This window comes from Pandoraea sp. ISTKB, from assembly GCF_001721285.1.
GTDB classification, from domain to species: Bacteria; Pseudomonadota; Gammaproteobacteria; order Burkholderiales; family Burkholderiaceae; genus Pandoraea; species Pandoraea capi.
Genome location: NZ_MAOS01000020.1, coordinates 94,708 through 119,978 on the forward strand (window position 1 = coordinate 94,708; position 25,271 = coordinate 119,978).

24 protein-coding genes are annotated in these 25,271 nt (G+C 57.7%); 22 read left to right on the forward strand and 2 right to left on the reverse strand.

What is annotated here, in order from left to right:
- The first annotated feature begins 176 nt into the window (after positions 1 to 176).
- The 20 genes from A9762_RS04455 (at position 177) to A9762_RS04555 (ending at position 21,226) form a co-directional block, all read left to right on the forward strand.
- The gene (locus A9762_RS04455; RefSeq protein WP_139133077.1) at positions 177 to 863 is read left to right on the forward strand and encodes a DsbC family protein; all 687 of its coding nucleotides are present in this window, start codon (positions 177 to 179) and stop codon (positions 861 to 863) included.
- Entirely contained in the window at positions 860 to 1,501 is a 642-nt protein-coding gene (locus A9762_RS04460; protein WP_069340844.1) for a hypothetical protein, read from the forward strand. Before A9762_RS04455 ends, A9762_RS04460 begins: the two co-directional genes overlap by 4 nt.
- A gap of 344 nt (positions 1,502 to 1,845) precedes the next feature.
- Positions 1,846 to 2,718 (forward strand): hypothetical protein, encoded by an 873-nt coding sequence (locus tag A9762_RS04470; RefSeq protein ID WP_069340846.1) that lies wholly within the window; start codon positions 1,846 to 1,848, stop codon positions 2,716 to 2,718.
- 13 nt (positions 2,719 to 2,731) lie between these two features.
- Positions 2,732 to 4,288, forward strand: a complete 1,557-nt coding sequence (locus A9762_RS04475; RefSeq protein WP_069340847.1) for a toprim domain-containing protein — start codon at positions 2,732 to 2,734, stop codon at positions 4,286 to 4,288.
- Positions 4,289 to 4,301: 13 nt separating this feature from the next.
- On the forward strand, positions 4,302 to 4,703 hold the full coding sequence (locus A9762_RS04480; protein ID WP_069340848.1) for a hypothetical protein: 402 nt from the start codon (positions 4,302 to 4,304) through the stop codon (positions 4,701 to 4,703).
- A gap of 118 nt (positions 4,704 to 4,821) precedes the next feature.
- Positions 4,822 to 5,274 carry a hypothetical protein gene (locus tag A9762_RS04485; RefSeq protein ID WP_069340849.1) on the forward strand — a complete coding sequence of 151 codons (453 nt, stop codon included), beginning with the start codon at positions 4,822 to 4,824 and terminating at the stop codon, positions 5,272 to 5,274.
- A 200-nt stretch (positions 5,275 to 5,474) separates the two neighbouring features.
- On the forward strand, positions 5,475 to 6,815 hold the full coding sequence (locus A9762_RS04490) for a hypothetical protein (RefSeq protein WP_069340850.1): 1,341 nt from the start codon (positions 5,475 to 5,477) through the stop codon (positions 6,813 to 6,815).
- A gap of 455 nt (positions 6,816 to 7,270) precedes the next feature.
- The gene (locus A9762_RS04495) at positions 7,271 to 7,705 is read left to right on the forward strand and encodes a hypothetical protein (RefSeq protein ID WP_069340851.1); all 435 of its coding nucleotides are present in this window, start codon (positions 7,271 to 7,273) and stop codon (positions 7,703 to 7,705) included.
- Positions 7,702 to 8,454 carry a hypothetical protein gene (locus tag A9762_RS04500; protein ID WP_069340852.1) on the forward strand — a complete coding sequence of 251 codons (753 nt, stop codon included), beginning with the start codon at positions 7,702 to 7,704 and terminating at the stop codon, positions 8,452 to 8,454. Before A9762_RS04495 ends, A9762_RS04500 begins: the two co-directional genes overlap by 4 nt.
- Before the next feature lies 1 nt (position 8,455).
- On the forward strand, positions 8,456 to 9,256 hold the full coding sequence (locus tag A9762_RS04505) for a hypothetical protein (protein WP_069340853.1): 801 nt from the start codon (positions 8,456 to 8,458) through the stop codon (positions 9,254 to 9,256).
- The gene (locus A9762_RS04510; protein ID WP_240493445.1) at positions 9,253 to 10,368 is read left to right on the forward strand and encodes a hypothetical protein; all 1,116 of its coding nucleotides are present in this window, start codon (positions 9,253 to 9,255) and stop codon (positions 10,366 to 10,368) included. The genes A9762_RS04505 and A9762_RS04510 overlap by 4 nt, the downstream gene beginning before the upstream one ends.
- Entirely contained in the window at positions 10,365 to 11,504 is a 1,140-nt protein-coding gene (locus A9762_RS04515) for a hypothetical protein (RefSeq protein WP_069340855.1), read from the forward strand. Before A9762_RS04510 ends, A9762_RS04515 begins: the two co-directional genes overlap by 4 nt.
- Positions 11,501 to 12,604 (forward strand): M23 family metallopeptidase, encoded by a 1,104-nt coding sequence (locus tag A9762_RS04520; RefSeq protein ID WP_069340856.1) that lies wholly within the window; start codon positions 11,501 to 11,503, stop codon positions 12,602 to 12,604. The genes A9762_RS04515 and A9762_RS04520 overlap by 4 nt, the downstream gene beginning before the upstream one ends.
- 20 nt (positions 12,605 to 12,624) lie before the next feature.
- Positions 12,625 to 13,950 (forward strand): hypothetical protein, encoded by a 1,326-nt coding sequence (locus tag A9762_RS04525; RefSeq protein ID WP_240493446.1) that lies wholly within the window; start codon positions 12,625 to 12,627, stop codon positions 13,948 to 13,950.
- 416 nt (positions 13,951 to 14,366) lie between these two features.
- The gene (locus tag A9762_RS04530) at positions 14,367 to 15,776 is read left to right on the forward strand and encodes a hypothetical protein (RefSeq protein ID WP_139133078.1); all 1,410 of its coding nucleotides are present in this window, start codon (positions 14,367 to 14,369) and stop codon (positions 15,774 to 15,776) included.
- 1,262 nt (positions 15,777 to 17,038) lie between these two features.
- Positions 17,039 to 17,218, forward strand: coding sequence for a hypothetical protein (locus tag A9762_RS04535; RefSeq protein ID WP_069340859.1), 180 nt, complete (start codon positions 17,039 to 17,041; stop codon positions 17,216 to 17,218).
- Between the two features lie 3 nt (positions 17,219 to 17,221).
- Positions 17,222 to 19,216: a zincin-like metallopeptidase domain-containing protein gene (locus A9762_RS04540; RefSeq protein WP_069340860.1), complete on the forward strand. Its 1,995-nt coding sequence runs from the start codon at positions 17,222 to 17,224 to the stop codon at positions 19,214 to 19,216.
- A 234-nt stretch (positions 19,217 to 19,450) separates the two neighbouring features.
- Positions 19,451 to 19,969 carry a hypothetical protein gene (locus A9762_RS04545; protein WP_139133079.1) on the forward strand — a complete coding sequence of 173 codons (519 nt, stop codon included), beginning with the start codon at positions 19,451 to 19,453 and terminating at the stop codon, positions 19,967 to 19,969.
- A 567-nt stretch (positions 19,970 to 20,536) separates the two neighbouring features.
- Complete coding sequence (locus tag A9762_RS04550; protein ID WP_069340862.1) at positions 20,537 to 20,911, forward strand: hypothetical protein; 375 nt, start codon at positions 20,537 to 20,539, stop codon at positions 20,909 to 20,911.
- A gap of 102 nt (positions 20,912 to 21,013) precedes the next feature.
- Positions 21,014 to 21,226, forward strand: coding sequence for a hypothetical protein (locus A9762_RS04555; RefSeq protein WP_069340863.1), 213 nt, complete (start codon positions 21,014 to 21,016; stop codon positions 21,224 to 21,226).
- 213 nt (positions 21,227 to 21,439) lie between these two features.
- On the opposite strand, the gene A9762_RS04560 is transcribed toward A9762_RS04555, so the two are convergent.
- The gene (locus A9762_RS04560; RefSeq protein ID WP_069340864.1) at positions 21,440 to 22,135 is read right to left on the reverse strand and encodes a hypothetical protein; all 696 of its coding nucleotides are present in this window, start codon (positions 22,133 to 22,135) and stop codon (positions 21,440 to 21,442) included.
- Positions 22,135 to 22,548: a hypothetical protein gene (locus A9762_RS04565; protein ID WP_069340865.1), complete on the reverse strand. Its 414-nt coding sequence runs from the start codon at positions 22,546 to 22,548 to the stop codon at positions 22,135 to 22,137. The genes A9762_RS04560 and A9762_RS04565 overlap by 1 nt, the downstream gene beginning before the upstream one ends.
- A gap of 463 nt (positions 22,549 to 23,011) precedes the next feature.
- Here A9762_RS04565 and A9762_RS04575 point away from each other — a divergent pair, with 463 nt between their 5' ends.
- Positions 23,012 to 24,445 (forward strand): replicative DNA helicase, encoded by a 1,434-nt coding sequence (locus tag A9762_RS04575; RefSeq protein ID WP_139133080.1) that lies wholly within the window; start codon positions 23,012 to 23,014, stop codon positions 24,443 to 24,445.
- Between the two features lie 242 nt (positions 24,446 to 24,687).
- A complete protein-coding gene (locus A9762_RS04585) occupies positions 24,688 to 25,269 on the forward strand; it encodes a hypothetical protein (protein WP_139133081.1) in 582 nt (193 codons plus the stop codon).
- Positions 25,270 to 25,271 lie beyond the last annotated feature (2 nt).

Below are 25,271 nucleotides of genomic sequence, written 5' to 3' on the forward strand. Positions count from 1 at the left end.
CGTGCGTGCCTGTGGCACGTGCCGAGCCCACGTTAGAGTCGCGCCCCGTTGCTAAGCAGTTGGAGCCCGTCGCCCCGGCATACTTTGCCGCAAATGGGATTCAGGTTCTTAAGAGGCAGAGTGGGCCAGGGGGGCTCACCGCTTGGACCATTTCTCGCAACGGTGTGCAAACCGTCATGTACACCACACCTCGCGACGACGTCATGATTTCGGGCGTGCTCTGGGACGCGAAGTCGGGGAAAAACTTGTCTGATCAGTTCATGACCGACGAGGTCCTCAAGTCGGCGCAGGTGCCGCAGCAAGTCGCCGCCGTCGTCAAACCGAATCCGTCGGGGGTCATTCCAATGGACGGACCCGTTCGAGCAAAGGTGGGGAAGGTATCAGACGCGATTCGCGGCATCGATGTCTTGCCTGGTGTGAAGGAAGGCACAGCTGGGCCCGCTGGCACGCTCTATATCTTCTTCGATCCGCGTTGTCCGCACTGCAAGAACGTCTATTCGATGACGCGTGAGTTTGTGAAGAAGGGCGGCACGATCAAGTGGTTGCCGGTAACGGTCTTGGGACCGGGGGCGGACGGCAAGCTGATGGTGGCCGACATTATGCAGGATTCAAACCCGGTTGCCGCGATGGCTCGGATCGAGACGGGTGGCTTCAGGTCCCCGTCGCGAGTCGATAAGAAGACGACAGATGCCATTGCTCAAAACGAAGGCTATTTTTGGGCCGCATTCGATCGGAATTCTGCGGCGGGGCCTGCTGGCGTTCCCGTCGCGTTCTTCCAGACGCCGGATGGTGCGCCTCAGATGGTCGGTAGCATCGATGACCGCGAACTTCTCTCTCGCATTTTGAAGGACATGTCGAAATGAGCACGAATAGCAGCTCGAAGATCGAGTTTGATTGCCTGTTGGTCCGCAAGCGTCGTGGCGTAGTGCTCACCGTGCGCTTGGCGACAGCGGATCAAGGCGACCGCGTAACAGCGCGCCAGATTGTTAAGGCGGAAGCGGCCAACGCGGAGGATCTCCGGTTGATCTTCGTCAAGCCGGTGGAAGGACCTTCGAACGTTTCTCTCTGCGTGACTGGCACACGGGACTCGAAGGACCTGCAGATCGCGCGGATCGAAAAGCCTAGGGAGGGGGCAGAGGCAGAGTACTCCGAAGCCTTCGAGGCGGCACTATTTCAGGCGATGCTCCAGACGGCCTCCGGCGACGAGAAGTCGAAGCAATTTCTCACGCCCGGAAAGATTGCATTCGGCACAATTGTGTGCACGGCAGCGCTGGCGATGGCCGGATACGGAATGCTTCACAAACCGGCAGACCCGGCCTTGTCGATGGCGGGAGACCCGAATTTGACGGCACGCATCGAGCAACAGATCAAAGAAGCTGTGGCGAAGGGAGACCCGTCGCAAGGCCTTTTGCAGGGTAACAGCGTGACGATGTCTACGATGCGCGCGATGGGTCTGGATCCGGGGAAGGCTAATACGGGTTGTCTGGTCGGTGTGCGATAGGGAAATGCCGGGGCCGCTTGAAGTGAGGCTCTCATACGTCAGCACGTCGCAGGAGCTGAGCTGGCGGCGGACTCCGCTATTGGCGCGTGCCGTTGAGATTCATCGGATTGAGGGGCTCCCGGAGTGGAAATTGCCCCAAACCGCGAAGGCGCTTCGTCGTATTTTTGAGACGTTAATTTGGCAGGGGGCTTCCCCCAGAAATGCACTATTTCGGCTCGATTCCGAGATTCAGTTGTTGATTCCGGAGTATAAGATCCCTTAGATCTTGGATTGACAACAATTTCCTCTTGTTTTCAGTTCATGTAGAATACAAAAAAATAATCTCATTTCTCTTGCGACTCAGGATGCCGACCCCTATCAGTAAGTACAAGGATCTCGACGACCTCCACTTGAGCGGGATGATCACGCATGCCGAGAGGAATTTCCCGTTTCTTGAGCATTCATCGGCTGAGTCGGTGAGGCGGGTTGCGCGCCTGATGATCGACGTCGACTACGTGGTCGACCGCATGCCCACGCCAGTGATGGGCTCTTTGGCGTTCTTGCGCGCGCGCGCGGCTGAACAGGGCTTCAAGATCCCGGAACGCGATTTTGTTTTCTTGATCAAGATGTTCAGCTTGCGGATCCGCGACAAGGGAGGGCTGCTTGAATTCCTTCCCGGGAATGAGTGGGCTGGAGTCGAAGTCGGGGAAGCCCAGCCGGTTGAGGTCTATATCAACGATCTCGAATCGGCTAAGCATATTGAGTATCAGCTTTCGGCCGCATACAAGCCGCGCAAGGTACATTCGCGTCGCATTGACGCGGCCGAGAATCGGTTGAGTCGCATTTATCGAGATACGGAACTCGCATACTTGTTTGTTGACCTCGTCAACGGGCGCGAAATGACGATCGGTGAAGCGCGTGACGTGCTGCGCGACGAGCACAAGGTGAAGGACCACGAGTACACGCGGATTCGCCAGCGGGCGCGCGAACTTGGGATCTTCGATCAGGCTCGTAAGCGTCAGACCACTACGGGTCGGGTGACTCTGGACTCCGATGTTATGGAGTACGTTGAAGCCGAGTCGCGTCGCTCGCAAGGACCGAGGATGCACGCGCGCACGACGAGCCAGATGGTCAATCAGATGATTCGGGACTTTTACTACGCGATGAACAAGCGTCCGCTGCCTCCTGCTGCGAGCACTAAAGTTCGAGCTGGTAAGGTCGTGAAGAAAGACGCGTAGTGAATGGCCTGCTATGCGCGACCTTGTAATTGTGGAAGCAACTGGCAAGGTGCGTCGCATGGAGGCCTTGCTGCGCGAGGCAGGTATCAACGCTGATGTGATCGCAACTGCCGGTCACATCGCTGACAATCCCGCAAAGCTATCCCCGATCGCGCTGACATCGGATCTCCGAGAAACTGACTATCGTTTCCGCACCGATCGACGGGAGTTACTCGACAAGATCCGGTCGTCGGCGGCTCGCGCGGACCGGATTTTTGTCGCGACTGACGACGACCAAGAAGGCGACGTCATTGCTCACGACGTGGCGAGATTGCTCGAGTCCCGGAATGATCGCTTACAGCGCGTGCGGCTTCGCGCCATCACCTCCCAAGAGATAAAACAGTCTTTTCTTGAAGCGACACGCGACGGCTTCGCCGCTAACGCGTGCGCCGGTGAGTGCCGACGAATCGTTGATCGCGCAATTGGCGCGACATTTGCGTCCGTAGGAGCGGTGCATGCTCTGCCGGTCGGAAGAGTGCAGAGCAGTGCGCTGATTTCGATTGCAGAGTCGCCTCCGACGGTGGGCTCGTTCGGCGTTGAACTGGAGGGTTCCGACGGCGGTATCTATCGGTGCGATCTGCCCGTGCGCAGCAACGAGGATTTCGAGTTTGGTGGGCGCCTAGTTGACGCTCTAGCCAAGGGCGAAGTGGAATTTACGGGAATGCAGGAAGTGGTGGTTCCCGTTGCTCAACGTTGGAACTACGAGGATGTAGTGGCAGAAATCGCACTTCGCATGCATCTCGAGATACGTCAAGCAGCTGATGCGTTTCAGACCGCCTACGAAGAAGGCTACGTAAGCTATCCGCGTGTGCGTTCCAGGAGCGTGTCTCAGGATGCTGTGGAGCTGGCGTATCGACTGGCCGAAAGAAATCGATGTGGGTTTTCGCCAGCGTTGCTAAAGGCCCGCGATGATTCCGGGGGCGAGGATGGTGCGCACGAGAGTCCACGTCCGGGCTTGGATGATTTACTGCTGGGACGGCCGCTGTCGATGATGGGGCGAAGCGAAGGTGTGGCGGTTTTGATTGGTCGGAACCTTCTCGAATCGGGCCAGGAGCGCACGCTTCGCAGAGTCGAGGTGTCCGCGCTCGGGCGTGACGTCGTGCTTGAGAATGAGGTGTCCTGCGCACGAGCGCCGTGGCGCCGGAGCCGAAGCGAACCCGGGTATCATCCGCTTCCAACCGACGTCGCTTTACTCGCGTATCTGGCAGAGAAGGGAATGGGGCGACCGAGTACCATCGTCACGCATGTCGACAAGCTTTTATCGCGCGGAATGATTGCTCGAGAAGGTTATGAGATGGGCCTCACCCCGAAAGGGCTGGCTTGCGCCGATAGGGCAAAACAAATCGGGTTCACTGCCGAAACTTCGCGTCGGATGGAGTTGGGTTTTGCTGCTGGCGAGTCACTGCCGCATGTTCGCGCGAAGGCAATCCTCACTGATCACGGCTTGATAGGACCTGTATTGCGAATGGCATCGGCGAAACGGCATGAAGATCGACATGACGCGGCGCCATCGAGTGAACATAACTTTTGACTAGGGGACGATCATGGCAATCGAGCGGTGCACGCCGGGAGAAATCATTGAAGTAGACGACGTTGCCTTGGGGGGGCGGAAAATTGTGCTCGTTGATGATACCGGCGTCGGCTATTTCGATCTCATCTCGGATACAGAGCTGCCGAAGCCGATCTATGCGGAGTTGAATGCGCGCTCCCTGGGGCCGCTCGAGTCATGGCTCGGCACCGCTCCGGAGTCGCAGCGCCGTGGCCTGGTGCAGGCATGGGTAGCGTTGAATGCCCGTAACCTGGACGTTTTGACGATCGCGCGCGCCCTGCATGTTGGTCTGACGCAGGAAGTCGCAGATCCGCTTGAGTTGGAGCGCCATGGGATTGCGGCAACGGAGCGCGTAAAGCGTGGGCGAGAACTCGCGGCGCGGGCGTTGCGAGGGTAAGAAAAATAGTCTCGCGATGTAACAAAGTCCTGATATTTGACCGAAATTGCCGAATATGAGGCGGTTTTGATTCGTGGTGATGTAAAATAAAAATAGAAAATTCACTCCGAGGCGCCCCATGGACGACTTCATCAATAGCCTGTCGAAGCTCACGTATGCGGCGAGTGCCGCATACGTTACCCGTGGTGGAGCCCTCCAAATGGACGGCACATTCATTGGGCCGCGCGACCTGGCGGCGCCGGATGGCTACCTTGGGGCACTCATATGGATGGCGCACGAATTTCTTAGGGAGTTTGCGGTCCCCTTTGTGGACATTCAAGTGGTAGCGGATGAGCGCGCGAGCATTGGCTATCGCGTGAACGGTGTGAAAGAGCGTAAAGCGGGGCGCGACGGTCTAGCGGCTCTTGCTTTCAGTGACTTCCTTCGCAAGGAAGTTTTTGGCGAGCACGTCGCGGACGTAGATGTCGGACCGCTGGTTGCGAATTTTCAAGCGTGGTGCGAAGCGAACGCTCCAACGGCCAAGCCATCGCGCGCCGCGAAACGTGTTCCTCCTCAAACTGAACCCGATTGATTGTTCTCATATGGTGCCAAAATAAGTTATGAAAATGACACCATAAAAGAGCAAAACCACATAAATAAGCCAATATAAGGCAAATAAATTTGATTGGCGTCATGGCTGGTGCTAAAAAGACATTTAGATCGCTGACTCACTTGATGCAAAAGCACTATTTGGCGATCGAATATGCGATCAAACACTCTCAGGAGCCAGCTATGCAATTCAATAGTCTCAATGGCGGGGGCGCGCGTAAGCAGAGCGCGGGCGCCAAGAAAGTCGAACCGAAAACGCTCGTCATGCGCTTGAACGAGGTCGTCATCGAGCACAACAAGCCGGGGATTTTCGAGGGCGTGAACATCGAAACCAATGAGCCGGTTCGCGTTCGCATGATGACGGTCGACGAAGGTACCGTGGTGAACGTGCGAGCCAACGAGTCGCTCGACGACGCTCGCAAACGCGTCCATCAGGCCTATGTGGGTACCGACGCAGCTCACCGCCCGCGCCCGCAGGAAGTTGCCACCAAGGGGCAGAAAGTGTTCTGCGATGTCGGTGGTTTGCTTATGTTCACCAAGGTGCTTCCGTCCCCGGGCGACGATGGCCTGCACATGGCGCACTGGGTCGAAACGCTGGCTGCGGAGCCCGGTGCTGCGTGTGAAAAGGTGCGAGGGCACCTGAGCGCCGGTACGGTGCAGGGATCGTCGTACGCTTACGTCGATGCCATCGATCCGAAAGCGGCGACTGTGCTCACACCGGACAACGCGGTCGATACGTTGCACGCAGCGTTTGAAAACGAGAAGGATGGCGTTCAGCGTAAGCCTTTCGTTCTCCTGCGCTTGCTCGACGCGAACAACAACGTTGTCACCGGCCTACCGGAAACGCGCGTGTCCGCCGCGACGATCAAGGATTCGGTCAAAGATCCGGACACCGGCACGGTGAGAGACGTATATACGATCGGCAATGCGCAACAGACGCTGGAGCGCATTGTGGATCCGGCGACCGAAGACCGTCACTCGATGATCATGCGCGCTGTCATCGCCGGTTTGAATGGCGACGAAGGGTATCCGGATTATTCGACGGCCTCGCCGGACATGCGTCAGGACCTGCATTCGATCGTGGATGCGATCAAGGACGGCTCGATTCGTGCCGAAGTTATTCCGGGCGAGCGCATCAACGCCGGTCCGGCAACGCGCGCCAGTCTGATTGCGTCGGCGGCCAACCCCAAGAGCCCGATCAACTTTTACACCGGGTCGCAGTGGTTTCCGCAACCTGACGGCACGCGCGAAGAACAGAAGGTGCACTGGTACAAGGATATCTACGTGACCAGGAAGGAAGGTCAGAACGGCTACCAGTATTTCATCAAGGCAAACGAGGCTGAGCAGGAGCAGCCGAAGCAGTCCGTCTTCAGCCTGGTGACCGCGAACAGCAACGGCTTTGCCAAGACGGTGGTAGCCGAAGTCGCCGCCACGAGCGAAGCGGCGCAAGATCCTGCGGACGAACTGCTCGGCGCTCAACAGGCGGCGAACGTGGCCTCCGAGATGTCGCCGGAACCGTTCTAACCCTGCGGTAGCACGGCGTGCATGGAAAAGGGCCATCCGGTGCAAAGACTCGGACGGCCCTTTTTTCTGGGAGCTTAGCGGAGGTAATCGGGTACGTCGGCTGTCGCTGGCGCGGGCGCAGCCGACGTACCATTCGTCGGGCGTTGTTCGGAAACTGTGTGCGGAGAGAGGCGATATCTGTCCATCCAGCTTTGCGCCAGATCACGCGTACGAGGTGCAATTTGAGAGTCAATCGCCCCCAACATGCCGAGTAGCCGCACACGCTTGTTTTGCCAGCTTAAAACGATCATATATGTACCAATAAAATGTTTTTTCTTCGTTCCTTTTAGAATAAAATACACTTAATTCTGTGATTGTGCGAGGCAATTTTGTCGAATAATCCCCCCGAGGATCATGGTAAGGCTCGGCGAGGGCCTGCGTTTCGAGTGTCCGATCCTGGGCATGTCGCCGCGCACATGAACGCGAAGGATAAGACCGGCACGACTCTCCACCAAATGGCGTTCTTCACGAAGGTCGAGTACTGGGTGTTGAGGCGTCTGGAGGCGGAAGGGCAGAAGATGGCGGACGAGGTGAAGGCGCGTTTAGAGCGGCTTGATGCCGTTATCGACAATCACCGTAACTCGATTCCGCCGGATAACCCTGCCTTTGTGCAGATCTTGTCATGGCTTGACATCGCACAGCAGACGTACACCGTTGAATTCCTGCAATCGTGTCAGCCAGGCTTCTTTCAGCAGTTGGTAGCGTTTTGTCATTCGCAGCGACTCAACGATCCGAACGCCGATTTGTTTTTGAAGCGGCTTGAAGTACTGATGCGCACGACATTGCTCAACCGCATCTGCAGTAAGGAAAACGTCGAGTACGTGCTTTCTATTCTTCAACCGACATCATGAACATCACCACTCTCGGAGGGCGCCTTGTGCGCCAGAAGGCGCGGCCACTCGTCAAGGGTGTGCTGCTTATGAGCGCTGGCGCGGCAATTTCCACTGGTATTGCCGTATGGGCGCAGCAAAGCACAAGCGGCACATCAACAACGACGGACTGCGTCATTGCGCAAGCGGCGCAGGACGCCTTGAATCGGCGGATTCAGATGGTCGGTGTAACTCAGCCGGATCCCTCGAAGTACTTCACCGTGGGCGGCGTATCAAGCTGTATTGGTGCGCTATCGAGCATCGACTTGTCGAACTTGATTCCCGATCCGATGAATTGGATTTCGTCGGCGGTCAAGCAGGTCACGCAGATGGCGGTGCAAGCGGCCTGTACGGCAGCGCGAAATTCGCTGTCCGACTTTATCGGCAAGTACAACTACGCCGCAGGTCTCATCAACGGCGGAGGTGCCTCCGCCGTGAATTATCTGGACAGTTCACTCGGCAAAGCCGTGGGAGTCTCGCTGAATACCTACGGCACGAGTTACGCGGCCCCCCCGGGTACAAAAACCGTGATTGATCCGTTGGCGGGCCTGACGAATGCAGCAAACAACACGGTCGGAACGACAGTCTCCGGGGCGACCCAAGCCGTGAACACCGCGACAAGTGCGGCGGACACTGCTGTGAGCAACGCGACGCAGGCCGTCACTGCCCCGGCAAAGAGTGCCGTAAGCGAAGTTTCCTCGATGGGCAGCAAGCTGTTCGGGAGTAACTGACGTGTGGAAAAGACTGTTTCTTGCCCTCTTGGTCTGCGCGCCGTGCGTCGCTAAGGCGCAACTGACGGAAGCGCTCGCGACGCAGCACGTTGTCTCGTCTTTTAAGGTGCTGACCGCGCAAGTGAGGTTGGCCGCAGATCAACGCGGGCAGTCCGCGATGCAGTCTCAGCAGGCGTTCTCTTCGAGCTCAATCGACGCATTCATGCGTGAAAAGCTTAGCGACGCAGTGGACCAGTATGGCGCGACCGGACAACTCGTCGACGGCTGCTATCAGGTCGGCATGGCGTCGATTATGGGGGGGACGGTCTTGGCTACGGGCAAGCATGCACAAACCGCGCTGTCGCGTCTCTATATCGTTTCGGCGGATGGCACAGCAAGCGCAGGCGGGGTGTCTGGGGCTCTTGGTGGAAAGACGCAAGTCACGCAGTTTCCGTTTGCTGCGACTGTCGAGCAGCGAGCGAGCCGTCATTCGGCGAGGTACTGCAGTGTTTCGGAGGCGCAGCTGGGCTATTGCACGTTGAATGCGAACGGAATGCAGGCGGGTGACCAGGACTTTTCGATGCACCTTCAGCCTGGGCGGACCTACGGCTGGGACCAGGTCGAAGCGGCGACGGACTTCTCAAAGCGAGTGGCGCCCATGGTCGTGCCCGAAAAATCGGTGGCCTGCGACTCCGCAGCGTGCAACGGCGCTCGTCATGCGCTTCGTGAGCAAGAGGCGCTTATGTCGATGTCCCGATTCTCATTCATGCGGTTCACAGAAGCGCGTTCCGCGCAGAAATCCGGTGAAGGATCAACGCAATGAGTGAGCGACTGAAAAGCGCGTTAAAGAAGACCTGCGTCGGCGCGACGTTGGTGTCCTTGAGTGCAGGGGTAGCATGGGCGTCGTGCGGTGGAACCGAGGCGCTGGTTACCAGTGCGGCTGGAGCGATGGCCGCAACACTCACGGCATCCGTGGCTGCGGCAGGCGCGACGCTTATTGCGCAGGACACGATCGAAACACGATACATCATCAGCTCGATCGCTGCGTTGACAAAGCAGGTGAAGGTTTCGGCTGATGAACAAGATGCTCAGATGCTCCAGGCCGAGCAAGCAGGTGCCTCTGTGGCAACCGATATCGCCAACAAAGAATTGATCGACAAGACGATCGAGGACTACACCTCGCAGGGGTATGACCCGTGCAAGCAGTTGACCGCGACGAAGCAGTTTGCTTTGGCGGAAATCACCGCACGCCGCACGATCGGGAGTCGTGTCGCGACTGAGATTCAGGCGGGAGGTGGGAAGTATGCGTTGCCGGGAGACGTGCTCGTGCAGCGCGACAAGGTACACAAGGCACTCTTTTGCACTCAGGCAGACGTTGATGCGGGCATTTGTACGAGCGTTGGGGCGATCCCAGGCGGGGACACGAACGCATCGTTGATCTTCAGCACTGACACGAGTGCCAATGTGGTGGCAGCGAAGAACGCGGTGATCAACAACATCATCGGTCTGCCCGACGCGCCGATTCCCGCTGGGCAAGCAGCTACGGCGACGGGGGCTGCGTATGTGCTGCAGAAGAAGCAGCGCGACGCATACCTCGCATTTCCTGCGTATTCGCTTAAGGCAGCACAGGCCGACGCGGAAGGGTTCGATTCGTTCATGCGCGAGCGTGTGGGGCAGTACTTCGGCACCAAGGAAGCAGAAAACTGGGCACGGGATCAAGCATCGCAGTCCGAGCGTGGTGTCTTGGTTGATATGGTGAAGATCCAGGGTCTCACCCTGAAGGTCGCGGAGCGGCAATTGCGCCAAGATCTTCGCCGTGAGGCCAATGAGGCGGTGGAGCTGGCGCTTGAGAACGACCGCATCAACGGTAAGAAGACGCGGGACGCGGCTGCAAAGGCGCTGGCGTCCCAATCTGCTGGGCTGGTGACGCAATGACGACACGTTTGCGAAAGGCAGTGGTGTGCACGACCTTGTTTTCGGTGACGGGCGTCACCGTTGCGGCGGGCTGTCCTGCAGTTGCCGACTCCGTATGGCAGGCAGGGATGACGGCTGCGGGCACTACCGTGGGGGCGTCAATCGCGGCCATGACGACGGCCGTCGGCATAGCGCGTACGATTAACCTCGAAACGATGGTCAGCGCTATCAAGGTCGCCACGTCGCAGATTAAGACGTCGGCGGAAAACTCGAATGCAATGGTGCGCAGCGCAAAGCAAGCCAGTGCCAACTTGGCCGTCGAGATATCCAGTCGAAAGGCATTGATGAAGACCCTTGCGGATTACGACCCCGCCACTGGGCAAGGCTATGACCCATGTGGCGAGCTCACCCGGAGCAAGAATATCGCCGTGGCTATTGGAGAAGCTGCCAGCGACATGCAAGACAAGGTCATTCGCGAAGTCGATGCTGCGCCGGGGCGCTTCGTCGCAAACCAGGGCAGTACGATTGCTGATCGTCTGCGCTCGGCGAGCGGCACGTATTGCACGGCAGATGAAGCGAAGGCGGGCCTTTGCCAGGCACCGGGGACGATGGCAGGCAAGGATGTTGATGCGACGAACTTCTTCACGTCGTACGCCTCCGGGTCGGCCGAGGACGCTGCGAAGTCACAACTACTGAATCACCTGTACGGACTGCCGGATGTCGCGATCAGTGCGGCGACGGCGAGGACTCCGGTCGGCCAAGCCTACATGGAGCAAAAGCGGAGCAAAGATGCGATCGCGTCCGTCTCGCAGGCTTCGTTGAAAACGATCCAGTCTTGGACTGCCAGTCGCGGTGGCCATGGGGGTGACACGCAGAGTGTCATGGATGCACTGTCGAGTAAAATCGGCACGTATGCCGGGGGCGCCAACTATGATGGTTGGGCCCAGACGCTTGCATCGCAGAGCCAGCGAGGACTGCTGGTTGAGCTGGCCAAGATGGGGGCGACGGACCTGTACGTTCAGTATCTGCGATATCAGGCGGGAGAACGCGAGGAAGCCCTGATTGCGAGCCGCCTGGCGCTGCTGGCAAGCGACGGAAGCGGTTCGGCCGACGCAGCCGTACGCAATGCTGATGCGCGCGCAAAGGTGGGGCAATGATCCGCCATTCTCGCCTCGCGATAATGGCCGTTGCTGCCGTGATACTGCCGGGGCATGCTGCGGCGCAGTGCTTGGCGGATCCGGTGAATATCCCGTCGAATATGGTCACCAGTACGTTCGGGAAGACCCGGATGCTGGAGCAGTATTCCAGTCCCCGTGTGCATTGGGGGGTGGATTTTCAGGCAAGGAACCCTCAGAAACCGGGGGTTGGTGCCGAATTAAAGGCGGTCGACAATGGGACCGTTATAGGTGCAGGTTTCTGGGGTAGTGGGTATGGGAATCGGGTGGCGTTGCGTCGCTCTAATGGCGACATCGTTACGTATAATCACTTAGCCTCTGTCACGCCAGCCTTGAAATCCGGGGCGGCGGTCGGCTTTAGGGAGTCGAGCGGCGCGGCGGTTGGCGGTACTGAAGTTGCCGTAGGTGACATCGTCGGTGTCGCGGGAGGGACGGGAAGTCATATGGACCGTTTCGACCTGCCTATTCACCTGCATCTTGAGTACGTGACGAACTATGGCGGCACCAAGCTGCGTGAGACGAACGACGGCACTGACAAGACACGCAGCCGCTACATGCGTAATGCGCTGGAATACATGTGCAAAACGTACCCGTTCGCACCCGGAGCTGGGCCTGTAACTCAGGGTACCGGTGGTGCAGCGCCAGCGCCGGTGAGCAATAGCGGGGCGGCAGCGAGTGAAACCGTTCCGAGTTCTGGCGATCAGATCTATGAGGCGTCGAAAACACAGCCGAGTGTCTCGGACCGGGAGCGTTACGGATTTCCCGATTTGCCGCCGTATCAGTCCTACGAGGGTATGAGCGAGTCGCAGATTGTCGATGCAGAAATGCTTCGCCGCTCACTCGATACCGAGTGGGAGCAGAAGCTTACGGATTTGAGCCAGCGTGGCCTGTTGGTGGAAATTGCCAGAATCCGTGCTGCGAAGTTTTGGCTGCAGCAGCAAATGGCGGAACGTGAGGCCCGCATCGGGGTAATTCAGGCGATGATTGCGGCTCACAAAACGAACAAGTATTTGGCTCCGCGCGTGGCGAGAGCGTATAGCGATGCGTCGAGAAATGCGGCGGGATCGAAAGTGTCCAATTGATGGGAATAGAAGAGGTCAGAATGAAACTTAAAGCATTGTCATCCGCCCCTGCTGGAGACGAGTTCATTGAGCATCAGCTGGCCGAAACTGAGATGGTGCTCGAAGCTGCTAATCGCGGGAAAAGAATGCACCGACCGCTAGCGGGCGGCGGCGGGAGCGCAAAGCCTACTGCGAAAGAATCGTCTGACAGTACCCCTGTCGAAACGGGGGAGTCTGCGGTCCCGGTCGACAAGACGGAAGATCTCGCCGCGTCTGAAGGCTCGGAGGTGCTTGACGAGAAGCGCGAGCCACCCGAGGTCGAAGATGATGAGGAAGATGACGCCAAGGCTCCCGCTGCGCGTAAGCGAGCTCGCAAGGGGTTGAAGGGGCTGGCCGATATTGCCGCCGGTAAGGTGCAGACACCGCGCGCCGCGCGTGAAGACACGACGGAACCGGTGGCACTGCCGATCTCGGATGCGGCGGCCCGCGTAATGCAGTCCGCGCCCGAAGGCAGCATCGCTACCAGCGAGGATATGGCCGATCTTGTAAAAGGCCTCACGCAACCGGTTGTGACGGCGGCTTCCGCCGACGCCGCAGCGTCGGGGCAGGCCGCGCCACGTGCGGTAGGTCCTGCTGCTGTGCCAGCAGTGTCGCAAACGGTTGGCGAGCTTATCGGGCAGGCCGCTGCAGGCGTTATCGCGGCCCCGTTGCTGGGACTCACCTCGGCTCACCGCCATCTGAAACAGCGTTTTCGGAGCGCTCCTGAACCGACGGTGCGAAACGACTTGCCGTCGACGCGAGGTGAGGGCTTGCGAGCTCCTGTTGCCACACTCGAGAAGATCAGTAATTGGAAATGCGAACAAATCGAGAAGGCGGCCGAGGGGGTCCTTGCGGCAGCAACGGACCTTCGCAGCTTGGATGGCTTCGTGCTGTGGGAAGAGGGCGTCGCTAAGGAGGCATCGAAGCGAGGCTGCTCCGTTGGGGAGATCGTGACCAGCATGCGCAACGACGCGGATCTGGCTCCGCTGCGCGAGGTCATGACTGCGCTGTGGAAAGAGCGGCCTGACGAATTCGAAGCATATCGTCGCGAGTCTGACACGTTCGAAAAGCGGATCAAGGACGTGCGCGAGAAGTTCGCGAATAGCGACGAGAGCATCCGTGAGCGTGTCGTCGGATCGATGAAGGCCGTTGAATCGGGTACTGCTGATTTGCCGGGGTTGGGCAAGGACGAGGGCGAGTACATGCAGACGCTGGCCGAACGAGTGCGCGCTATGGCGGAAGTCTTCAAGGAGATCATCTCAGCGCTTTTGTCGAAGCTACTGGGCCGGGAGAACGCCGACTCTTCACCGGAGAATGTCTCTGGATAACCATGTATAAAGCGATAGACGAGCTATCTAGAGGTAAAGTTTTCTGGAGTACTGTCGTTAATGCATGGTCTTTCCCTTATTCGTTGAGTAAGGTGAGAGAGGTGGTTCTAAGCGGTACGGGCGAGCACGATGTGCAAGACGATCAGAGACACGTGCTCGTCGTAGTTCAAAGTGAAAGAGTCGATGGGGCTGATTGCCTTTATGTGCGAATTAGGCGGAGTTCAGAAGCCGAGCCGTGCCTGTCGGTTGTAATGACGCGGGGCGGGGACTATATATCAGGTGTGCACAATGGCATCCCCATCGATGAAACAGGGGCCGTGGAAGCACTTTCTCTCTACCGGACAAAGATTCGGGGAGCTTGGGGAGCCACGGCCGTTTGATGACGATTGCAGCATGTTCTGTCGGGGTGAAGCAGCATGGCATCAAAGTCGGTGCGGGGGGATTTGACGTGGCCAGATTGTTCTAGATTCGGTGCCACGGTACAGCTGGTCGATAACGTCTCAGTCGGTAAGCGGTTCCTGAAGATCTCGATTGTCGATCGCAATGCTTTCAGTGAAAGAAGTGGTCTCGTCGGTGACCTAAATGCAGTCATGAGAAGCGCAGGCTTCTCGTTTTGTCCCAACGAAACGTCCATATCTGCGGTTCGAGCGTACGACGCCGCGCTTGCCGACGGGGATGGGTATGAGCGAGCGCTGCGTGCACAGCGCAGTGCGCAGGAGGCGCTCCATTTTTATGGCCTCGATCTAGACACCTCGTTGGCTCGCATGCGCCGAGTCATTCCGAATCTTGAGACGGCCGATTATGCTGCTGCTTCCGAGGCGGATGTGCATTCGGGCGATTTCTCATTCGCCGACATGCCGGTTGTGTTGGCGTTCATCCGAGAACAGCAGCGTTTTGCGGATGGCTCTCCAGGGGTGTATTACTCGACTCCGTCGGATCGGTCGCTGACGGCGGCCATGCACGCCCAGTTTTCTGATTCGGTCAACACCCTCTTAGAATATCGGGACCTTCCCCCGTTCTCTGCCGCAGAGGTGGAGCGTATTCGCGCTCTCGCCAATCGTCACATGTTCGACGCGGTTCGAGGGGTGGAGCATGCGGTGCGCCGCCAGACCATCGGCATCGATGGCCTTCCGCTGCGCGCTCCATCGGTTCAATGCACGGTCGTAGGTCACGCGACGCGCGAAGCCGCCATCGAGGCCAACAATGGTGAATGCTCGGGCATTGAGGAAATGCGCCTGCCCTTCGGCATTCCGATCGGCTTCGCGTCGCGCGGCACGCGTCTTCTGATTTTGAGCGACGCACGTTATCTCGAATACAACTTTGGCCTCCTGCCGGATTTCGAGCCCAGCAAGGTTTACAACGTGCAGACTCACAAGGACTTTCTTGCTCACGTCCAACGTGTCGTCTATGAGTACGAGCGCCTTAAGGACGAATCTTTATTGGATCCGAAAGCGTGGTGCACTTTGGAGATTTTGGCCCGGGTCTTGGAGCGGTTCAACCGACTGTTCCAGCAGATGAAGGCTGCGCTTGCTCCGTATGTGCCGCATCAAGGTTTCTTCACGGTACCAATACTGGCAGAGCTCGGCGGGCAACGAGCAGCAAGGTTTGATGATCACTTTCCTCCAGGATTTCTAGATTTCGTTGACGCATTCCGAACACGTCTTTATAACGCGGCATCGCGGCGGATGGATGAGCTGATCGCACATAAATCGATGTTGGATGGCATGCAGAAATTTACGCGTGATCAATCGTGGAAGCGTCCCGTCGGAGGGCAGACGCAGCCAGGCCGCAAGTTTATCGGTGATCCACCACCCCGAGCCGTCTGATTCCACGCAGCGCTCGACTGAAAAGCTCATTTTTTCGATTTTTGGATTTTTCAGGGGGGCAATCAGCGGGTGGCGTGGAAAGCAGTACCTCAACGTGTGAGACGGCGCGCCGCGCGAATAGAGGCTGATGGATGGTGCCGGTGCAACGTCATTGTCGTTCACGTGGCTGCTGTGCCAGGTCTCGTGAAGGGCTTTGAAGGGCTCTGTTTCTGTGCTTCGCGATTTTTTCTCAATGCCGCTTCGGCCAAGTTGGACGTGTGGCGTGCACTCATCGAGGTTCGTATGTATAGGTGTCAAGCGATCACGGCAGAGGACATCGAGCGGCTCGCCTGGCTGCGCGAGTACTATGAAAGCGGCTGTCTGTGCATTCGTGACGGAGTGCTTATTCGCGTGCCTGCCGAAGAGTCTGACGTGCGTGCCATAGCGTCGTATGAGCATGGCTGCAAGTGTTCCCGACATCCCGACATCCCGACTGGCCGAGGAATCGCGCTGTCTAGTCCTGATGAGTCCTGATATCCGTACCGGCGTTAACTGCGGAGCCGAAAAGGGCGGGTAAGGCTCATTTTTTTCTCTTTTTGAATTTTTTGGCCTAATGCCGCTGGTACCGTTCAGGGCGGAGTGTCTGGTCTCGGGTAGGCGTGTTTCGGAGTCGTATAAGGCTCGGGCTCTTTTTCTCTTTCTCCCTCTTTTTTGAACCCCGGCGTCGAAGTGTGTTGCCGAATCGAGCTCTAGTCCTCGACGACACGCATCGGCTACATCGTCTAGCGATTTCGGATCTTCTCCCTCGGATAGGTCGGGGCGACGTCGACGGCCGCCAGTAACACGACTCGGGGCATCACCTCCAACGTCTTGGTCGAATGCCTTGGCCGGTCCGATTTGCGGATATCGAGAGCCGATTTAACCACTTCCACAGGTTCCAAACAGTTACTACGGGACAATGAACTCCGTAACGGGAGATTTCGTGTTTCCTGGCGTGAGGCAGTCTCATCGGCGGAAGGCCAGACCGAGAAGTTCCCCGACCTTCAATGCTGTTTGGCAGAAGGCCGTGCTCGGGACTGGTTACGGAGTTTATTGTATTGACCTACAAGGCCTCGGATGATCTGAATAAAATGGCGACAAAAAGAAGAAAAACATATATGCGATTGCTCCGTTTGTAGGCGTTTAAGCAAATATTTAGATATTTTTGCGAAATATTGCGGTTTCTATAACATGATCTCTATGGCGCGGGATTGTCGCGTCTAGAACCATGAGGAGAATCCAAGATGAGTACCATTCGGACGGAACGCGCGAGCGGGGCTTCCAAGCTTTCGTTGGGCGTTGGCGGTGAGGTGAGCGTGGATGAGGCGGATATGCCGCTCGATGAGCTCTCGGCGGACTACGAGCCGGTTGGGGCGGGTGAACAATCGGTGTCGGAAGGGCGCGCCGACCATGCTTCGAGGTGAGAGATGGACATCCAATCGATTCTGGCGAACGAGGCGCTGGCACTCGGTGAGCGACTGGATGCCGTCACTCAAGTATTGACGACAGATCCTGGTGCGCTCGATGAGATGGCCCTGCAGGCTGTCATTGCGCTCGCGAACTCCGGGATGGACCGTCAAGGTGACCTGTCAGGAAGAACTCTCGGTCCCCAGCAGCGCGCTGCGATGGCGGTTGCGCGAGCGTTGGCTGCGGTTGATTTGGCGCCGGAGAATCCCTTCGACGATGAGCGACTCCGTAGGGCGTACGAGAGCGAACGCGCTATGAGGGCCGACCATCAAGGGGCTGAACGTCCGGCGCGCGAGGGCTCGAAAAAAGGCGATACGGCGAAAGAAAAAAGAGACTTTCGCCGAGATCTGACTGACGAAATCGTAGCCTTGATTGAGCAAGGCGCGGCGCCCTGGCAGAAGCCGTGGAGCGGTGACGCGGCGGGGAGGTTTCTTCAAATGCCGCACAACGCCACGACCGGACGTGCGTATCGCGGCGGGAACGCAATATACCTGATGGTGCGTGCACAGGCGATGGGCTCTGCTGACCCGCGTTGGTGCACCCTTAAGCAGGCGAACGACAAGGGTTGGCGGGTGCGCAAGGGCTCGCGGGGGACGTCTGTGGAATACTGGCAGTTCGAGCGCAAGGACAAGGTCGTCGACCCGGAAACGCGGGAGGAAAAGACGGTCGTTGTTCGCTTGGAGAAACCGAAGGTCTTTTATGCGACGGTGTTCCACGCGTCCCAGTTGGATGGAATACCGGAATATGTGCCGCAGGCGCGCAGCAGCGGATGGGACACGGTGTTAGAGGCGGAGCGGATTATCGCTGGAAGCGGCGCGCGTATCCACCATGACCAGGTGGATTCGGCCTACTACCTGGTTGGCGCGGATCGTATTCATCTCCCGCCGCGCGAGGCTTTTCCCACACCGCTGGACTACTACGAGGTTGCGCTTCATGAGCTTGGGCATTGGACCGGTCACTCGAGCCGTCTGAACAGAGACCTGACGGGGTCCTTCGGTAGCGCTTCCTATGCGCGAGAGGAGCTCCGAGCTCAGATGGCCAGCCTGTTTCTTTCAGCCGAACTCGGTGTGCCCTTTAATCCGGAGAGACACGCTGCTTATCAAGGCTCATGGGTCAAATCGTTGCGGGAGGATAAAAACGAAATCTTCCGCGCTGCCAAGGACGCGGAGGGGATTGCGGATTACCTGGTGGATTTGGCGCTCGATTATCGCTTGATGAATGCTGCCGAGCAGGCGGTGTCTGAAACCAGTGACGCCCTTCGCGTGGCACACCCTGCGCGAGAACTATCTGACGAAGAGATCGCGGTGACATTGGTTGAGGAAGGGCAGGATCCAACGGCGGAAATGGTAGCGGCGCGTCGACGAGACCTCGCCGAACAACCGCCCGCAGAAGTGTCCTCGACAATCGACGACGCGCCGATCACGACGCGTACTGGAGCTGAGCTACCGTTCCTGCTCTCGCTCAAGGGTGAGTGCTCCCTCCTGACGAATGATGGAGAGAGGACATTCGACGAAAGAGCCGTTGGGATATTCGTGGATGGGGCAGACGTGAACGCGTTTTGGGCGATCGGGCGCGACGGCGATGAGCGGTCTTACACGCGACTTGCCGCACAGCGCTATGCGGAGGCGCTTCATGAGGCTGTCACTCGGGGAGTGTTGTCGTCGGAGCTGATGGCCAGCTCGTACTCAACAAAGGGTGCGATGCCAGGCGAGCTTGTCGAACAGCTATACGAATTGCGTGCCGTCGAAGTGAAGATCCTTGGCGAACGCGACGTCATCCATGCAAGTGATTTGGCAAGCTTGGATAAAGGAGCACGTACCGCGTTGGCCGCTACGCATTTTCCACTGTGCGACGAGGATGCGCGGAATGCGCTGCGACGTGACCAGCATCATTGGGTGCGCTCAGCGGCTGATGTGTCCCGCGAAGAGGCGCGTCAAGCGGAATTAAGCTTGTAAATGCGCTTGATTTACCTTATGGCGGACGCTCTTTAAGCAAATGAGCGCCCGCCGTTTCCACAGCCTGCGATGAAAATAACGTGAGCATCCCCATTGGGGATATATAATTGTCACGCGTCAGTCAGAGGATACGATATGGGCCGAATTGAGATTGAACACACATGGGATGGAGGTGTGCGAATCGTTGGACGGCAACTTGCGGTCAACCTGCAGCCGAGGGCCGACGTTGCCCCCATGTCTGACGAACAGAATGTTGAAATTCGCCTGGAGGGTCGCGCGGATGCGTGGGGAGAATATTGGACGGGCCTTAGAAGACACGAGGTGCGACAATGGTTCCGACTTGCGGACGTGTCGTTTGAGACTCGTGATGGTAAAGAGGTGATGTGCGCACACCGTGTTCCGTATGCGGAAATGCCAAGCTTTCGCCTCGGCTTCGAACTAAGCTTGGAGCCGGGTATGCGCGAGCCAATTCAAACAGTACTTCCGATGATTGTTCGAGTGAGTGAACTCACTCAAGCACTGAGCGTGACGGTCGAGCGTCATCTGAAGCGGAGTGTGTGGGAACTTGAACGGCGAGGCCTACTGCGGATAGCGGCTAAGGTAGTGCTCGAAGGTGTCGACCCGCAGCAGGCGAGCTCGGTCAAGCTAGGTAGTGACCGGAATCGTGTCGACGTGTATGCCGAACTTACCTCCGTTATTCACCAGCCGGATGTTCAGTCGTTACTTGCAGACAATGTTCCCTGGGCGGCTTGACACCAGTCGTGGCGGTTGTGGGGGGGATGGTGTGGAGTGGTATACGCGAGTGGCGCGCGGCTCGAAGACGCAAACGGGGGTTATCCTACGCACTGCTGCGCCCCTGTACCACCGGCCGCGCCGATAGGTTGAGAACTGATGGGGGTGATTTATGACGCGAATGGGAACCAATGGGAACGGCGTACTACTGGCAGCTGCTCAAGGTGTCGCGGTAACGCTTCTTTGGGCGACACCGGTCATGATATTGATCGCGTTTGTCCTGTGTGAAACGGGCGGGCCAGGCGACGTCATTCGTTGGGCAATCGGTGTCTTTGGTTCGGTGATCTTCGGCGCGTGGATGGCGAGAGAGGCTGGATACTTCCCTTGGTTTGATCGAGATTAAGTCGCCACAATCGGTGCAGGTAAGGCAACGTCTATCCGGAAGCATGCGAGCTTTTGAAGACCACGCGACGGCCCGATAGTCATTTCGGGTGTAGGTTCTATCGTTAATTGAGAGCGAACAACGCAATTTGCGAACATCCCTCGATATTTGCGAGTCGCGCGCACTCTGACAGGTCACTTGAGTTCATGGCCGACAAGGCTTCTACGGGGCGAGAAATGACACGTGGCATTGAATCCGGGGAATACTGGGACGCCATTGAAGGTGAAGCGGTTCTTGCGGTCGAACAGGGTATGGATGCGAACGCCTGCCCCTACTTTGCGGGCAGCGATGAAGCGACTCATTGGTTGTTCACGTTCGAGAACTTCCGCGACCAGCCCTATATCGAGGACGGCAAGCGAGCGGCGCGTGCCGACCTACCCATTACCGCATGTCCTTCGGGCTTGGAGTCGCCATTGCGTGAAGCGTGGGAGCAGGGCTGGCGGATAACGAACGAAGGCGAGTTTCGCCGTTTGAAGGATCTCGAAATCGAATTCAGGGTGACAGGCGCCATTCGCAAATAGCGATGGATATCACCCGCCGGTTTGCAATTATCGTCAGAACTTACATCGGGCATGCGCTCAACTCTAGCTATACTAAAAATCTCAATAGAATGGAGCGACGTGATGTCGACGAATAAGCTTCAATGGTCCCCTGCACCCGCAGAGGACATGGTTGCGTTAATGGACGTGCTTTTCACGGCTGCGAGTGGTCTAAAGACTCAGGTTCTGGCGTCGAATTTGCTGTCGGCGCCGAAGTATGCGGCCTTAAGGATGCGTCTGGACGCAATTGCTGACGAGCTCAATGGCCTGCAAGCTGATGTAGCCAGCGCCTTTTAGTTAGCGTCAGCGGAAGAGCCTTTGTCCGAGGTCGCCGAAGGTAACGGCAACGGCTCTTTTTCCTTTTTCATCGTGTTTTTCCAATGCCGATTTGGCATCGACAACTTCGAAAAAGTCTCTTGTTCGTTTTTTGATTCTTTGCTTGCTCCGCAAGCCCGCACGCGTATCGGTATCAGTGGCCCGGAGGCCACGCGCTGCAGGGGAGAACGCCCCTCACTCGAACAGCGCGTGCTGTTCGGCTTCGTTGAGCGTGGCCTCCACGGTTTTGGCTAGATCTCCGCGCGCGACTGCCTTGCCTTTCTCAAGGTAACGTTCTACAAGCTTGCGTAGATTCGACGTGTCGTTGTCCGTGCGCTGTACGCCCACATGGGGATCAACGATTTGGCGGGCCTCACTTGCCTTGATGCCGAGCACGTCCATGATTGGCGGATCGCAGACCACTGCTGCAGGAAGCGCACAGGGCTCTGCGCATAGAAACGCCCCTGCCGTGTACGTCTTTCCGAGTCCGCCTTCGTCACCGAGAAGCAAAGAGCATCGCCTCCGGACCAACTCGACGGCCTGCATTTGGTAGTGCCGAACGTTCTGCCCGTCGCGCAGGCCGACGAATGGCGCGGGAGAGAAGTTGGGTAGCAGGATCCGCTCGATCTCAGCTTGCTGGAGATTGAAGGCGAGCCGCCCGCCATCCAGGGCTTCGCGATCTTCTGCTGTCATGGCGAGCGGATATCGCGTGAGGAACCAGTCCAAATCCGCTGCGTGCATCAGGTCGCGTGGAAACCTAAACGGGCCGGTTGAATTCTTCGGCACGCGGGGGAAGAGCTGCTTGAGACGGATTGCCACGTGGGGCTCAAGTTTGGACATTTCCCACGCTGAACCACCCTCAATGAGCTGCATGGCGCCATAGGTGCGCATCAGATCCATCCTCGGCTGAGAGACGCCGCGTAGACTGGTTTGCCGTTTATGTCTGGTGGAAGCCCCATCGCCATATTCGAGGCGAGCACTATGGCGCTGACTGAAGGATGTTGCGCATAGCGCTGAAGCTGCTTGAACACCTCGATCTTCCGCGATTTGTCGCGGATTTTGCACTCGACGACCACGCCTCCCGCTACCAAAAAGTCGGGGATGTCCCCGGCGGAAAGGCGCTTTTCCCGTTCGAACGTGATTCCAGCCTTGAGCAGGACGTCCTCGATTTCAGCCTGGAGGTGCTTTTCGGTGGAGAGGTCGAACCGATGTTGCTGAAGCAACCTGACCAAGGCGATTGCCGGTTCCGGTTCCTGTTGTTGTGTGGTGACTGAATTCAAGGTACCTCCGATCGACTCGGACATCGGTTAGAGATCCGCCGCGACTAGCAGGCGGCGCACGCCGTCACATCTACATAGAGGGCCGTCGGGCACGGAATTCAATGCGGCACATATGGTTCCTCTTTCGCTACAGATCGTTGGGGAGGGATCTCAACTGCTCTCGGAGCACTTCATCGCGGCGCTGTACATCAAGCGCATCATGCGGGCGCAGCAGAGAAAGAGCGCGATAGGCGCAAGGCAGAGATGGATTACGTCCAATCTGTGCGAGGCCGATGATCACCTCTTCAATCGTGATGGGCGACTCACCGGCTTGAAACGTTGCCTTACTAACTGATTTCCCCTCGGAATGTGACATAATCTGCAAAAAATAGAATTCAGTGACGCGAAGTGTACATTAAAAGATATTTTTTTGTATCATTGCGCTGCGCGTGCGCTTCAAGAAAATGTTTTTGTTCGACCGCATGAGCGCGAACTAAATGAGGGAACCGTGGCTAGTTCAGAAGATACAGCGTTGATCGCGTTGGAGGCGGAGCGAGCGGTGACTTGCGCGCTTCTCTCGTCCGATGGTGCCGAGGCATATTCAGAGGTGTCACTGCACCTTGCGGCGGATGACTTCGGTTCTGCGGCACACCGTTTGACGTTTGAGGCGTGCGCGGCGCTGACGGCCCGAGGGGACGTCGTAACCAGCGTCGCTGTGTCTACGTACTTGAAAGCGTCGGCGACCTGGAAGGATGAATACGTCGCAGAGCTTCAACTAGCGGTGAGCGGGGCGGTGTCGATCGCCCATATCGCGAGCTACGCCATTGCCATCAAAGAGAAGGCGGTGGCGCGACGGCTACGTGCGAGGCTTGGTGAGATAGCGGATAAGTCGTTGCGCGTCGGATCTGACGTGACGGCAGAGGATCTCCTGGCCGATATTGATTCGATCACGCTGAACGTTGAAGCAAAAGCATCTCATGTGCGGCTGCTGGACGGTCCCGGTGCGATGCAGTTGGAAATGACCGAGCGCTGGGAAGCGATTCAGGCGGGTGCGTCGATCGGGGCGAGGTATCCCCTCGACGGACTCACGAGTCGGCTTGGCGCGGCAGAGAACGGGCAGCTGATAATCATCGCCGGTCGCCCGAGCATGGGCAAGTCGGTGTTGGCGATGAACTTCGCATTGGAAAACGCAATCGAGAACGTGGAGTCGCTCTCCATCGGGGCAATCGCAAGTGGCACGGCGGTTACCACGGATGATGTTCCCCTGGTTGCGGTGTTTTCGCTGGAAATGGACCGCGCTCAACTAGGGAATCGCACTCTGTCGGCGATGACGGCGGTTGACTATCAAAAGGTGAAGCAAGGGGACTTTACCGAGCAAGAGTGGGAGCGCGTCAACCTGGCTTGGGAGCGTATGTATCGCAGCAGGTTGCACATCGATGATGATGGCTTTCTCACGCCCGCACGTATGCGCGCGAAGCTACGGCAGCTCGAACAGCGCACGAAGAAGAAGGTTACGGCGATTGTGGTGGATTACCTGCAGCTCATGAGCGGCGATTCGAGGCGCGCCGAGACAAATCGAACGCTGGAGGTCAGCGAGATCACGCGCGGCCTGAAGATCATCGCAAAGGAGTTCCAGTGCCCGGTTGTTGCGCTGTCGCAGCTTTCACGGGATCTCGAAAAGCGCGCGGACAAGCGGCCTGTGATGGCCGATTTGCGTGAGTCCGGAGCGATCGAGCAGGACGCTGACGTCATCCTCTTTGTTTACCGCGACGAAGTGTATAACCCGGATTCGATGAGTCGAGGGATGGCCGAGATCATTATCGGGAAAGCGCGGGACGCCGTTCTGGGGATGGTCCCTGCGGTTTCCGAATTGCAGTTTCAACGATTTGTAGATACGACTGCGAATGCGTACTCGTATGAACAACTGACTGGGAGAGGATGATGCTGAAGAACGAGTTGATGGTCCGCAGACTGCTGTGGTTCGCTTTGTCCGTTGTGCTTTGCGGAGGCGGATTCGCGGCATTGTTCCTTCGAAGCACGAACCACTATGTCGCGGGCGCTGTGGCGCTCGTGTTGTTCACGTTCGCATTCTTCGCATTCGACTATGGTTGGGAGCGCTTTGTGCGCGGCGCGATCAAGCCTACGGCGGGGCGATAAGTGGGGCGCCGCGTGGTGGACGAGGGAGTGAGTGCTAAAGGCGAAATTGCGCCCGTTTTCAACGAGATTCGAGCTCGCATTGGCGTGGCGCTGAGTGATCCGGATCTGAAGGTCCGGCCCGCGTCACAGTTGGAGCTCGCAATATCCACCTTTGCTCCGTCGCACGTCGTCAAGGGCCTGAAGTTCAGCGACTACCCGTTCATCGGCGCGCGCTATGTGTCTGTTCGTGACGGGCACGTGTACGTCGTTGCAGGGGCTACTCGTGGTGGGCGCGAGATCGAGGCGTATCGAATGCCTTTCGCGGCGTCCATGTTCACCATGTCAGGCGGGTTCGCCGTTGCGATAACAACCGACGCCTGGATGGACTCTCGAATGATCGTCTATTCGCTCACGCACGAGCGGCTAGTGATGCGCGACGGGGAGTTCGAGCGCATTGACGAAGACAAGCTTACGCGTCGCAGCTATCCGGTGAAGAAACTTAAGGCGTACATCTTTCACATCGGATACATGGCCCAACAGCAGGCTCGTCGGACCTGGTTCACTCGGGCGACCATGAAATTGAAAGAAAGAATCTTTTCGAAGGCGAAACCCGCCGCAAACAAGGAGTGAAG